Below are 13,185 nucleotides of genomic sequence, written 5' to 3'. Positions count from 1 at the left end.
TTTATAGAGACAAGTCCTGCAGTCTTTCCGATAATGTCGCGGAATCAGACTGCTCAGCGTCGATATCTTCCTTGACCTGTTGATACCAGGTCGTTTCATCCCACAGTTCAAACTTGTTGAACTGCCCGACCAGCATCACTTCTTTTGTCAGACCGGCATGTTGCCGCAACACAGGAGCAATCAGTAATCGCCCTGCGTTATCCATCTGACATTCACTGGCATGTCCCAATAAGAGCCGCTGCACGCGGCGTTCCTGCGGGTTCATGCTCGACAGTCGCGACAGCTTTTGCTCAATAATTTCCCATTCAGGCAAGGGGTAAAGCAGCAGGCAGGGGGAGTTAATGTCAATGGTGCAAACCATTTGACCCGCAGCGTTCTCAATCAGCTGGTCGCGGTATCGGGTTGGTACCGATAAACGCCCCTTGCTGTCGAGATTGACTAACGTTGCTCCACGGAACATGCCAGTCTCACCCCTCCTCACCACTTTAACCCACAAATTCCCACCTGAAGGAGTTTACGGAGCGAGGGAAAAGCTTGTCAAGCCAGGACTCTCCCTATACGAGGCTGTATGCCCACTATTTACAGAGGTAAACAGTCTTGGCTAATAACTGCACAACTGGCGAGGCAAAATTAACGTTATGAATATTTGTAAGAAAAAAACCGAATATACACACTAGCGTTAAGGCTCACTCAATATCATCGCAGATCAATATAAAGTGTCAGTTTGCGACGCGGGCAGCATTTTATGACAGATTCTCAGGGGATGACAGCGCCAGATTCGCTCAATCGGTCGGTAGAAGCGGCGGTTGCGTTGCTGGCCGGTCGGGGGGAAGGAAAAACGTCTGAATATTCATCGACCGAAGAGGGTTTGTAACAAAGTAATACAAAGAGAGGCTTTTAAAAATCGCTTCATGATTCTTTAAGGACCATTTTAAACGGCAAAATGAATTAAGAAAAATAGTAGATTAGGAACTCTCAAGAATTATCCTAATTTCACTGCGGGAATTAACTCGGCCAATTATTCCAGTAAAAAGGGGCGGTTTTTCGCCGCCCCGTCATTTCATTTATGGCGGCTCAAAATTCCGCGATGATAGAGATTACGTTTGATACGCGTCAGACCCGGCTTCGGTTTGCGCGGCTCATCCAGGCTCGCCAGAACAATCTCCAGGACGCGTTCCGCTACATCTCGGTGACGCTGGGCCACCGCCAGCACCGGGCACTGAAGGAAATCGAGAAGCTCGTTATCCCCAAACGTGGCGATCGCCAGGTCAGAGGGAAGCTTGCCTTCACGACGCAAGGTGACATCCATTACCCCCTGCAGAAGGGCAAATGACGTGGTGAACAGCGCCTGGGGCATCGGGTGCGTCTCCAGCCATTTTTCGAACAGCTGCGCAGCGGCTTCGCGTTCATAGCTGTTGGCATAGAGATAGTGGACTTCACGCGGATCGTCTTTCCAGGCGGTTCTGAACCCTTGCTCACGCAGGAAGCTTACGGAAAGCTCGGGCAGCGCGCCAAGATACAGCACCGTTTTAGCGGGGAAGGTTCTCAGCTCAGCGGCCAGCATTTCCGCGTCATCCTGATCGGCACCCACTACGCTTGTGAAATGCTCACGATCGAGCGCGCGGTCCAGCGCCACGATGGGGAACGGATCGTTCGCCCAGCGCTGGTAAAACGGATGCTCCGGCGGTAAGGAGGTCGAGACGATGATGGCATCGACCTGACGCTGGAGCAGATGTTCAATGCAGCGCATCTCGTTATCGGGCTGGTCTTCAGAACAGGCTATCAGCAGCTGGTAACCGCGCTGGCGGGCCTGACGTTCAAGATAGTTGGCGATACGGGTATAGCTGGTGTTTTCCAGATCCGGGATCACCAGACCAATAGAGCGGGTGCGCCCGGCACGCAGGCCGGCAGCGACAGCATTCGGATGGTAGTTATGCTCACGAACCACCGCCATAACTTTTTCAACGGTCTTATCGCTGACGCGGTACTGCTTTGCTTTGCCGTTAATCACATAGCTGGCCGTTGTTCGTGACACGCCGGCTAGCCGGGCGATTTCATCCAGTTTCACAATTGCCCCTTAAAAAAAGAAAAGAGTCCATGGCCCTGTCAAGGTTATGGTTAAATCTTTTAACATCTAAACGCAGAAAAGCCTTCGCGGCAACCGCTTTTATCTGCGTTGTCGGCTGATTACGCAAAAAAAAGCCCGGCTTTGGTGACCGGGCTGAAAGAGGCGAACCTTTTTAACAACTACCGCATGATTTTCTCGCCGCGTGACAGACCAACGATCCCCGATCTCGCCACCTCAACAATTTTTGCTACATCCCGCACGGATGCCAGGAAAGCATCCAGCTTGTCACTGGTTCCGACCAGTTGAACCGTATAAAGAGAAGGCGTGACGTCGATGATCTGCCCGCGGAAGATATCCGCATTGCGTTTGACCTCTTCGCGCCCGTAACCGCTGGCCTGTATTTTTACCAGCATGACCTCACGCTCAACGTAAGCGCCCTGCCCCAGCTCGCTTACGCGCAGCACATCGACCAGCTTATGCAGCTGTTTCTCGATCTGCTCAATTACCTTGGCATCGCCAACGGTCTGAATCGTCATACGCGACAGCGTCGGATCGTCCGTTGGCGCCACGGTCAGGCTTTCAATGTTATAGCCACGCTGCGCAAAAAGCCCAATGACGCGCGACAGTGCGCCAGACTCGTTTTCCAGTAATACCGATAATATCCGGCGCATATCAGGTTCTCTCCGTTTTGCTTAACCACATCTCGTCCATACCGCCGCCGCGAATATGCATCGGATAAACGTGCTCGGTTCCATCAACGATGACATCCATAAAGACGAGGCGGTTGTTTTTAACGTGCTCAAGCGCTTCGGCGAGCTTCGTTTCCAGCTCAGCCGGATCGGTCACCCGCATCCCTATATGACCGTAAGCTTCAGCAAGACGAACAAAATCCGGCAGCGATTTCATATATGACTGAGAGTGGCGGCCCGAGTAGATCATATCCTGCCACTGCTTCACCATACCGAGATAGCCGTTATTAAGGTTGAGCACCAGTACCGGCAGCTCATATTGCAGCGCGGTGGAAAGTTCCTGAATGTTCATCTGAATACTGCCGTCTCCGGTCACGCAGACGACGGTTTCATTTGGCAGCGCCAGCTTCACGCCCAGCGCGGCAGGCAGGCCAAAGCCCATCGTGCCTAAACCTCCCGAGTTGATCCAGTGACGCGGTTTATCAAACGGATAATAGAGGGCGGCAAACATTTGATGCTGGCCCACGTCAGAGGTCACATACGCGTCGCCTTTCGTCAGTCGCCATACCGTTTCGATGACCGCCTGCGGCTTAATATGCTCGCTTTGGGTGTCATATTTCAGACACTGCCGCGCGCGCCATTGCTCAATTTGCTGCCACCAGTCACGGATTTCATCCAGCGGTTGCGCTGTGTTTTCCAGCGCCAGCAGATCCAGCATTTGTTCAAGGACCTGTCGCGCGTCGCCGACGATAGGTACATCAGCCGACACCGTTTTTGAAATTGACGTCGGATCGATATCAATGTGCAGCACGGTGGCGTTCGGGCAATACTTCGCCAGGTTGTTGGTCGTACGATCGTCAAAACGCACGCCGACGGCAAAGATGACGTCAGAATGATGCATCGTCATGTTGGCTTCATAGGTACCGTGCATACCCAACATGCCGAGCGCCTGACGGTGGGTGGCGGGAAACGCTCCGAGTCCCATCAGCGATGACGCAACAGGAAGATTGAGCTTTTCAACCAGTTCACGCAGCTGTGCCTCACACGCTGAATTGACGGCCCCGCCACCGACATAGACCACCGGTTTTTTAGCGGCCAGCAGCGTTTGCAGCGCGCGTTTGATCTGACCTTTGTGACCCTGCGTTGTTGGGTTGTAAGAGCGCATGCTCACCGATTCCGGCCAGACATAAGGCAGCTTGTTTGCCGGGTTCAGGATATCTTTAGGGAGATCGACCACCACCGGCCCCGGGCGCCCGCTTGCCGCCAGCCAGAACGCCTTCTTCAGAATGCCAGGAATGTCTTCGGTTTGCTTGACCAGGAAGCTGTGCTTCACGACGGGACGCGAAATCCCGACCATGTCGCACTCCTGAAACGCATCATAGCCAATCAGTGATGTCGCGACCTGTCCGGAAAGGATCACCAGCGGAATAGAGTCCATGTACGCGGTCGCAATGCCGGTAATGGCGTTTGTCGCACCGGGCCCCGACGTGACCAGGACCACGCCCACTTCACCCGTCGCACGCGCCAGGCCATCGGCCATATGTACCGCCGCCTGCTCATGGCGTACCAGCACATGGTCAATACCCCCTACCGTATGCAGTGCGTCATAAATATCGAGGACCGCGCCGCCAGGATAGCCGAACACTTGCTTTACGCCCTGATCGATCAGCGACCGGACGACCATTTCCGCGCCAGACAACATCTCCATGCTTTGCCTCCAGGCATTTTGTTATAGACGGACCGCCGAATTCATTTCCGCACCGTCTTGCGATCGGGATGAACCCGTCTTCTATTTTGCAGAGTGATACTTACCTTAACCGCTCGTTATGAGGCAGGCAATTCGCAAACCAGGAGAGAGAAGAGGCCGTGAAAGCAGAAAAAACAGACATTGTCAGAGGATATGGTTAATTCATCTGAAATTAGGGGACGAGATGATAAATCATCACTGAAAAGCGCGGCGATGTAGAAAATCATCTATTTTTACGGGCCTGGCAGGCGCCAGATAAAATACGCAACAGAACAAAATATTAATAAAAGAAACAAAACCAGGATAAATCACATGCAAAGATGCAATTTATCCTGACTCGATTACCGACGGCAGATGCTAATAAGTAGCTCTTCCATCCACTGATGTCCTTTATCCCGTCCAGCAGCTTCATGCCAGGAGAGATAGCAGGTGCGGCTATTTAGCTTGAGCGGCAGAGGCAAAATTTGCAGATTTAACGCGCCAGAGAACTCTTCTGCCAGCCAGCGTGGGGCAATTGCCACCAGCTGCGTCTGGGAAACGACGTTTAATACGCTGACCATGGCCATCCCCTGATAAGCCACGCTCGCCTGTTTCTCTGCAGTGTCGTACCAGGGCAGGCTAAAGGAGGCATATCTGTCGAGCGCAACAACGGCATGCTGTTCGCTATAAACGTCACTTTCACGTAACGGCGCATTCAGTCGTGGATGTTTTTTGCTGGCAACCAGCACCATTTCATCTTTAAACAGCGGTACACAGGAAAATTCAGGACGGCGGAATTCTTCATAACCCAGGACGAATTCGATTTCCTGGTAACGTAACTGGTGTTCGGTGTTTTGATTTAAGGACGATTTAAAGACGAGATTAATATTAGGTGCGATCTCTTCAACTTTATTATAAATAATTGATGTCAGATAATTATCTAATGGACTGCAGACGCAGAGATGGAATACTCGCTCACTGCTTAAGGGTTCAAAGCCCGAGCCCGGCAGCTCATTTTGCACCAGCTGCAGCGCCTGGCGGATGGAGCCGAAAAGCTGGAAAGCCCGCGCTGTAGGCTGGATCCCTCTTCCATAACGAACAAACAATTCGTCGTTGAACATAACCTTAAGCCTGGCAACGGCATTACTTACGGCAGGCTGTGACATCCCCAGGGCTTGTGCCGCACGCGTGATATTCTGCTCCTGCATGACAGCATCAAACACCGTCAGTAGATTAAGATCCACCGTGCGTAACTGTGGTTTAATTCCATCAGTAATCTGTGGTTGTTTAATATTATTTTCTGGCACTTCTGACTCCACTGTCACGCTACACTCCCTTCGCCAACGCACTGTAATAATTTCGAAAAATATGATTTACCATGCAGATACGACCAGCGAAAGAAAATTGTTTAAAAATCGGAATATATAAAGATTATCTAATAATGCTATAATACAAAACGGCACAAAGGATATGCTTAACTTTAGTGTTTGAATGAAACCATAAACCAAATCAATATACAATAACCATCCAGTTAAGGATGACTTAAGTATAATTAAACTGTTATCGACATTGAGCAGAATTAAGTTAACAATCTGTTATCAATGATTCTATTTGAAGGGAGAAAAAGCTCTCTCAAAAAAAGATAACTCGATGATAGTAAAACGGTTTAAAGAGATAGCATTTGTGAGGACTGCGTCACCTGAAAAATACCCGTTATGTTTATTCGTTTCTGCAAATGTTTTTTAAGTCCAAAAATAGACAATTAGTTAAGTTAAAAATCAAAAACCCAGCACAATAAGCTAAACAACACACCCTCTCTGTTTAGCCTTCTGGGGCCGTTTTTACCATCAGGGGTTGACATGCACAGCTGTATCCAGTACCACTAAAAGCATATTGAATTTAACGGAGCACGATTCATGACACGCACCATTCGTTTCATCGGTCTACTACTACTAAACGCATCCACTGTGCGCGGTAGACTGGCGGGCGAAATTCAGCGTTGAATCGTCACCAGTAAGACTAAAAACCCGCGCCACTGCGCGGGTTTTTTTATGCTCGTAGCAAGGCGCCCTAAGACTGACAAGGACCTAACCCATGAGCCAGCAAGTCATTATTTTCGATACTACTTTACGTGACGGTGAACAGGCATTACAGGCAAGCCTGAGTGTAAAAGAGAAACTGCAGATTGCGCTGGCTCTCGAGCGTATGGGCGTCGACGTGATGGAGGTCGGTTTCCCCGTCTCCTCTCCGGGTGATTTTGAATCCGTACAGACTATCGCCCGCACCATTAAAAACAGCCGCGTGTGCGGTCTGGCGCGCTGCGTAGAGAAAGACATCGACGTTGCGGCTGAGTCGCTGAAGGCAGCCGAAGCCTTCCGTATTCATACCTTTATTGCAACCTCACCAATGCACATCGCAACCAAGTTGCGCAGCACGCTGGATGAGGTCATTGAACGCGCGGTATACATGGTTAAGCGCGCACGCAACTACACCGATGACGTTGAATTCTCCTGTGAAGATGCGGGCCGTACGCCGATTGAAGACCTGGCGCGCGTAGTCGAAGCCGCCATCAACGCGGGCGCTAAAACCATCAACATCCCGGACACCGTCGGCTATACCATGCCGTTTGAGTTCTCCAGCATCATTACCGGCCTGTATGAGCGCGTACCTAACATTGATAAAGCAATCATCTCAGTACATACCCATGATGATTTGGGCCTGGCCGTAGGCAATGCCATCGCTGCGGTGCACGCCGGTGCACGTCAGGTAGAAGGTGCAATGAACGGTATCGGTGAACGCGCGGGCAACTGTTCACTGGAAGAAGTGATCATGGCGATCAAGGTGCGCAAAGACATCATGAACGTGCACACCCGCATCAATCACAATGAAATCTGGCGCACCAGCCAGACCGTCAGCCAGATTTGCAACATGCCGATCCCGGCTAACAAGGCGATTGTTGGAACCGGCGCGTTCGCCCACTCCTCCGGTATTCACCAGGACGGCGTGCTGAAAAACCGTGAAAACTACGAAATCATGACTCCGGAATCCATCGGCCTGAACCAGGTTCAGCTGAACCTGACCTCCCGTTCCGGTCGTGCGGCAGTGAAACACCGGATGGAAGAGATGGGCTATCAGGACAGCGATTACAACATGGATCAACTGTACGACGCGTTCCTGAAGCTGGCCGACAAGAAAGGCCAGGTATTCGATTACGACCTGGAAGCGCTGGCCTTCATCAACAAGCAGCAGGAAGAGCCAGAGCACTTCCGTCTGGACTACTTCAACGTGCAGTCCGGCTCCAGCGACATCGCTACCGCCTCGGTCAAGCTGGCCTGCGGTGATGAAATTAAAGCGGAAGCCGCCAACGGTAACGGCCCTGTGGATGCCATCTATCAGGCGATCAACCGCGTTACCGAGTACGACGTAGAGCTGGTGAAATACGACCTGACGGCGAAAGGGCACGGTAAAGACGCGCTGGGTCAGGTGGATATCGTCGTCAACTATAATGGCCGCCGTTTCCACGGTGTGGGCCTGGCGACGGATATTGTCGAATCCTCCGCGAAAGCGATGGTGCACGTCCTGAACAACATCTGGCGCGCCGCTGAAGTCGAAAAAGAGTTGCAACGCAAAGCTCAGAATAAAGAGAACAACAAGGAAACCGTGTAATGTCGAAGAACTACCATATTGCTGTGTTGCCGGGTGACGGTATTGGTCCGGAAGTGATGGCACAGGCGCTGAAAGTACTGGAAGCCGTTCGCTCGCGTTTTGCGATGAAAATTACCACCAGCCACTACGACGTGGGCGGTATTGCGATTGATAACCACGGAACGCCATTGCCGAAAGCCACCGTTGAAGGCTGCGAAAATGCCGATGCCGTGCTGTTTGGCTCCGTCGGTGGCCCAAAATGGGAACACCTGCCGCCAGCAGAGCAGCCAGAGCGCGGCGCGCTGCTGCCGCTGCGTAAACATTTTAAACTGTTCAGTAACCTGCGTCCGGCTAAGCTGTATCAGGGGCTGGAAGAGTTTTGTCCGCTGCGCGCGGATATCGCGGCCAACGGTTTCGACATCCTGTGCGTGCGTGAGCTGACGGGCGGGATCTACTTCGGTCAGCCAAAAGGTCGCGAAGGCAGCGGTCAGCATGAGAAAGCGTTTGATACCGAGGTGTACCACCGTTTCGAAATTGAACGTATCGCCCATATCGCCTTTGAATCTGCACGCAAGCGCCGCCATAAGGTGACCTCCATTGATAAAGCGAACGTGCTGCAGTCGTCCATTTTGTGGCGCGAGATCGTCAGTGAAGTCGCTAAGCAGTACCCGGACGTTGAGCTGTCGCATATGTACATCGACAACGCGACCATGCAGCTGATTAAGGATCCGTCCCAGTTTGACGTGCTGCTCTGCTCCAACCTGTTCGGCGATATTTTGTCTGACGAGTGCGCGATGATCACCGGCTCTATGGGCATGCTGCCATCGGCCAGCCTGAATGAAGAAGGCTTTGGCCTGTACGAACCGGCGGGCGGTTCCGCGCCGGATATCGCAGGCAAGAACATTGCGAACCCGATTGCGCAGATCCTCTCCCTGGCCCTGCTGCTGCGCTACAGCCTCGATGCAGGTGACGCAGCAACCGCAATTGAAAACGCCATTAACCGGGCGTTAGAAGAAGGCGTCCGTACCAGTGACTTAGCGCGCGGCACGGCAGCAGTCAGTACTGATGAAATGGGCGACATCATTGCCCGCTATGTCGCTGAAGGGGTGTAATCATGGCCAAGACGTTATATGAAAAATTGTTTGATGCGCACGTTGTCTACGAGGCGCCAAACGAAACCCCGCTGCTGTACATTGACCGCCACCTGGTGCACGAAGTGACCTCTCCACAGGCCTTCGACGGCCTGCGCGCGCACAAGCGTCCGGTGCGCCAGCCGGGTAAAACCTTTGCCACGATGGATCACAACGTCTCCACCCAGACCAAAGACATCAATGCTTCCGGCGAGATGGCGCGCATCCAGATGCAGGAGCTGATCAAGAACTGCAACGAATTTGGCGTGGAGCTGTACGATCTGAACCACCCGTATCAGGGCATCGTCCACGTGATGGGACCTGAGCAGGGTATTACGCTGCCGGGCATGACCATCGTCTGCGGCGACTCCCATACCGCGACCCACGGCGCGTTTGGCGCGCTGGCGTTCGGCATCGGCACATCGGAAGTTGAGCACGTTCTGGCGACGCAAACTCTGAAACAGGGCCGCGCCAAAACCATGAAGATTGAGGTGAAGGGCAAAGCCGCGCCGGGTATCACCGCGAAAGATATCGTGCTGGCGATTATCGGCAAAACCGGCAGCGCAGGCGGTACCGGTCACGTGGTGGAATTCTGCGGCGACGCGATTCAAGCGCTGAGCATGGAAGGCCGTATGACCCTGTGCAACATGGCGATTGAGATGGGTGCTAAAGCAGGCCTGGTCGCACCGGACGAAACCACCTTCAACTATGTGAAAGGCCGTCTGCACGCGCCGAAAGGTCAGGATTTTGACGACGCGGTCGCGTACTGGAAAACCCTGAAAACTGACGACGGTGCCACCTTTGATACCGTTGTCACGCTGCAGGCGGAAGAGATTGCGCCGCAAGTCACCTGGGGTACCAATCCTGGCCAGGTCATCTCTGTCAACGACAGCATTCCTGACCCGGCTTCCTTCGCCGATCCGGTCGAACGCGCCAGCGCGGAAAAAGCGCTGGCCTATATGGGGCTGACACCCGGCGTACCGCTGACCGACGTGAACATTGATAAGGTGTTCATCGGCTCCTGCACCAACTCCCGTATCGAGGATTTACGCGCGGCGGCAGAGATTGCCAAAGGTCGCAAAGTGGCGCCGGGCGTGCAGGCGCTGGTGGTTCCAGGCTCCGGTCCGGTGAAAGCCCAGGCGGAAGCGGAAGGACTGGATAAGATCTTTATCGAAGCAGGCTTCGAATGGCGTCTGCCGGGCTGCTCAATGTGTCTGGCGATGAACAACGACCGTCTGAATCCGGGCGAGCGCTGCGCCTCCACCAGCAACCGTAATTTTGAAGGCCGTCAGGGCCGGGGTGGACGCACCCACCTGGTCAGCCCGGCAATGGCCGCCGCTGCGGCAGTCACCGGCCATTTCGCCGATATTCGCAGCCTGAAATAAGGAGACAATCATGGCAGAGAAATTTACCCAACATACGGGCCGTGTTGTCCCGCTGGACGCCGCTAACGTCGATACGGACGCGATCATTCCGAAGCAGTTTTTGCAGAAAGTGACCCGCACCGGTTTTGGCGCACACCTGTTCAACGACTGGCGTTTTCTGGACGACAAAGGCGAAGTGCCAAACCCGGAGTTCGTCCTGAACTTCCCGGAATACAAAGGTGCATCCATTCTTCTGGCGCGGGAAAACTTCGGCTGCGGCTCCTCGCGTGAGCATGCGCCCTGGGCGCTGACCGACTACGGCTTTAAGGTGGTTATCGCCCCGAGCTTCGCGGATATCTTCTACGGCAACAGCTTCAACAACCAGTTGCTGCCGGTGACGCTGAGCGACGAGCAGGTCGATGAACTGTTCGCGCTGGTTAAGGCAAATCCAGGGATGGCGTTTGAGGTGGATCTGGAAGCGGAAGTGGTGAAAGCCGGGGATAAGACCTACAGCTTCAGCATTGATTCCTTCCGTCGCCACTGCATGTTGAACGGTCTGGACAGCATTGGCCTGACGCTCCAGCACGAGGACGCCATCTCAGCGTACGAGAAAAAACAGCCTGCATTTATGGGCTAAAGGCAATGGCCCGCAGGGCGCGGGCCATTGATAAGGGTGCGTTGAGGCTCAACCACTCTGGAGAGGCGGGGACACTTCCCCCGCCAATACCGCTAACGTTTTGCTTCGTAAGCCAACACTGCCGCCAGCTCTGTTTTCTCCTGTCTGAAGTGCAACTCACACAGCGAATCACGCACCATCCAGGTGAAGATCAATAGCGTCGTACAGATCAGAAACAAACCTAACAGCAGAGTACGTTTTGGCATTCCAGCCTCCTTATTGCTTTTCGGCAATGAAGAGACTAACCTCGCAATGTTGGTTGTGAAGTTTGTCTCCCCATCAGTTTTTTGATGTGGGACTCTCCACTGTTTGCCTCTTGCGAAAGCCTGAGGCAAACAGCCTCAAGCACCCGTCACGCACTCTATGCGCCTTCTCTGTATCTGTCAGAAAATCGTTTCATTTCGTGAAGCCGCCTTCCAGAATCAAACATCCTTGACCCGGCAGGTCAGCCCAAGCGTTACCACCGAAATGGCCGCAATCATCCAGTAAACCGAGGCATGACCATAACTTTGCGCCAGCGCGCCCTGAATCACTCCCGCCAGAATAACGCCCGTCGAAATACTGTTGGTAAAAAGCGTAGTCGCAGAGCCGGCGCGGCCGGGCATGAGATCCTGGAACCAGAGCATGCCGATCCCGGCAACGATGCCAATAAACACGGCATTAAACAGCTGCAGCGCCAGCAACGCTTCACGCGAATGGAAAAGGAGCAGCCCCGCGTAGAACAGCACCCCAGCCGCCACGGCAACGATCATCATCCGACGCTTTCCGAAGCGCTTAACATAATACCCCGCCAGAATCATCGCCGGAATTTCCAGCCCGGCGGCGGTCCCCATTAAGATCCCCGCAAGCTTGTCCGGTAGGCCCAGATCGCTGCTGATCCACAGCGGCATATCAATAATGTACATGGTGTTGCAGGTCCACATCAGCGTGGAGGCGATAAACAGCATCCGCACGTTTTTATCCTGCCAGCCGCTCACCTGAGTGATGGGCTTATACGTCGTCTGCTCAACCCGGGCGACAGACGGCAGCGCAAAGGCAATCAGAGCCAGGCTGATAATAAAAATGCCTGCCGCGATAGAAAACATGACCGTAAAGCCATAGTTCAGCGCCAGCATGAAGGCCAGCGGCGGGCCGATGACCCACGCCAGCGAGAGCTGTGCGCGCATCACCGAGCTGAACATCACCACCTCTCGCGCCGAGCTGTCGGCGTATTCACGGGCCAGCGCGAACAGCTGCGGCATGGCGGTGTTCGCCAGAGAGGCCAGCAGCACGCCGCAGGTGATGAGCGTCAGGTAATGACGGTTAAAGGCAAAAAGCAGCGCGTTGCCCACGGCCATGGCGCAGCAAAAGAGGATCAGCCTGCGGCGATCGCCCTGGCTGTCGGATCGTTTCGCCAGCCCCAGGCTAACGAGGATCCCGGCAATTGCGTTAACGGTATAAAACAGGCCCACCCAAAACGGCTGCGCCCCCACCTCGCGGCTGAGAAACAGACTCAGCGTCGGCGCCTGTAGCGCACCGGCCACGCCCATCATGAAGGCCACCAGCATAAAAGCGGCGTACACGCCATTCAGGCGGCGCCCCATCGTCATCAACCACAGCATGCGCAAGTCCTTGTGAAAGCGAATCAAAATTGGGTGAAAGAATAAACGAAAAAAGCCAGCAAAAACATTTTGCTGGCGGGTGATAAACACCAATACTCAGTCACACATGATCGAGGCGAGTTAGCGAGAAGAGGTCGGTTTCGTAACGTCCCACTGCATCAGATCTTCCAGGATTCTCAGCCGTTGCTCTGCACACTGGCGGGCCAGCCAGGACACTCCCTTTGTCGCTGAAAAGTACTGCTGATAAAACTGACGTGCGGTAGACCTCTTCATAATTTACCTCCTC

Annotated in this window: 13 protein-coding genes; 5 read left to right on the top strand and 8 right to left on the bottom strand. The window is 53.6% G+C overall.

The genetic code is table 11. The annotated features are described in order from the left end of the window. Position 1: 1 nt before the first annotated feature. The 5 genes from mraZ to leuO all read right to left on the bottom strand — a co-directional run bounded on the left by mraZ (position 2) and on the right by leuO (position 5,790). Complete coding sequence (gene mraZ, locus ACMGGH_RS09110) at positions 2-460, bottom strand: division/cell wall cluster transcriptional repressor MraZ (RefSeq protein WP_021240528.1); 459 nt, start codon at positions 458-460, stop codon at positions 2-4. A gap of 600 nt (positions 461-1,060) precedes the next feature. Next, on the bottom strand, positions 1,061-2,068 hold the full coding sequence (gene cra, locus ACMGGH_RS09105; protein WP_050862972.1) for a catabolite repressor/activator: 1,008 nt from the start codon (positions 2,066-2,068) through the stop codon (positions 1,061-1,063). A 179-nt stretch (positions 2,069-2,247) separates the two neighbouring features. Next, a complete protein-coding gene (ilvN, locus tag ACMGGH_RS09100; RefSeq protein WP_045259452.1) occupies positions 2,248-2,739 on the bottom strand; it encodes an acetolactate synthase small subunit in 492 nt (163 codons plus the stop codon). A gap of 1 nt (position 2,740) precedes the next feature. Next, a complete protein-coding gene (ilvI, locus tag ACMGGH_RS09095; RefSeq protein ID WP_028015500.1) occupies positions 2,741-4,465 on the bottom strand; it encodes an acetolactate synthase 3 large subunit in 1,725 nt (574 codons plus the stop codon). Between the two features lie 380 nt (positions 4,466-4,845). After that, entirely contained in the window at positions 4,846-5,790 is a 945-nt protein-coding gene (leuO, locus tag ACMGGH_RS09090; RefSeq protein WP_041911249.1) for a transcriptional regulator LeuO, read from the bottom strand. Between the two features lie 609 nt (positions 5,791-6,399). Between leuO and leuL the strand changes: the two genes are divergently transcribed. The 5 genes from leuL (at position 6,400) to leuD (ending at position 11,259) form a co-directional block, all read left to right on the top strand. Further along, positions 6,400-6,486 (top strand): leu operon leader peptide, encoded by an 87-nt coding sequence (leuL, locus tag ACMGGH_RS09085; RefSeq protein ID WP_071993742.1) that lies wholly within the window; start codon positions 6,400-6,402, stop codon positions 6,484-6,486. A gap of 91 nt (positions 6,487-6,577) precedes the next feature. After that, the gene (gene leuA / locus ACMGGH_RS09080; RefSeq protein WP_232948620.1) at positions 6,578-8,149 is read left to right on the top strand and encodes a 2-isopropylmalate synthase; all 1,572 of its coding nucleotides are present in this window, start codon (positions 6,578-6,580) and stop codon (positions 8,147-8,149) included. Continuing rightward, positions 8,149-9,240 carry a 3-isopropylmalate dehydrogenase gene (gene leuB, locus ACMGGH_RS09075; protein ID WP_232948621.1) on the top strand — a complete coding sequence of 364 codons (1,092 nt, stop codon included), beginning with the start codon at positions 8,149-8,151 and terminating at the stop codon, positions 9,238-9,240. Before leuA ends, leuB begins: the two co-directional genes overlap by 1 nt. A gap of 2 nt (positions 9,241-9,242) precedes the next feature. Next, a complete protein-coding gene (leuC, locus tag ACMGGH_RS09070) occupies positions 9,243-10,643 on the top strand; it encodes a 3-isopropylmalate dehydratase large subunit (protein ID WP_232948622.1) in 1,401 nt (466 codons plus the stop codon). A gap of 10 nt (positions 10,644-10,653) precedes the next feature. Next, positions 10,654-11,259, top strand: coding sequence for a 3-isopropylmalate dehydratase small subunit (gene leuD / locus ACMGGH_RS09065; RefSeq protein WP_232948623.1), 606 nt, complete (start codon positions 10,654-10,656; stop codon positions 11,257-11,259). 92 nt (positions 11,260-11,351) lie between these two features. On the opposite strand, the gene ACMGGH_RS09060 is transcribed toward leuD, so the two are convergent. From ACMGGH_RS09060 to sgrT, 3 genes are all read right to left on the bottom strand, one after another. Next, the gene (locus ACMGGH_RS09060) at positions 11,352-11,504 is read right to left on the bottom strand and encodes a Hok/Gef family protein (protein ID WP_010427008.1); all 153 of its coding nucleotides are present in this window, start codon (positions 11,502-11,504) and stop codon (positions 11,352-11,354) included. Between the two features lie 216 nt (positions 11,505-11,720). After that, the gene (locus ACMGGH_RS09055) at positions 11,721-12,899 is read right to left on the bottom strand and encodes a sugar efflux transporter (RefSeq protein ID WP_232948624.1); all 1,179 of its coding nucleotides are present in this window, start codon (positions 12,897-12,899) and stop codon (positions 11,721-11,723) included. 120 nt (positions 12,900-13,019) lie between these two features. Further along, the gene (sgrT, locus tag ACMGGH_RS09050) at positions 13,020-13,172 is read right to left on the bottom strand and encodes a glucose uptake inhibitor SgrT (protein WP_045631150.1); all 153 of its coding nucleotides are present in this window, start codon (positions 13,170-13,172) and stop codon (positions 13,020-13,022) included. Positions 13,173-13,185: the final 13 nt, after the last annotated feature.

This window comes from Enterobacter sp. BNK-16 (genome assembly GCF_048684955.1).
GTDB lineage: Bacteria > Pseudomonadota > Gammaproteobacteria > Enterobacterales > Enterobacteriaceae > Enterobacter > Enterobacter bugandensis.
This window is presented reverse-complemented; position numbering and strand designations above follow the sequence as displayed.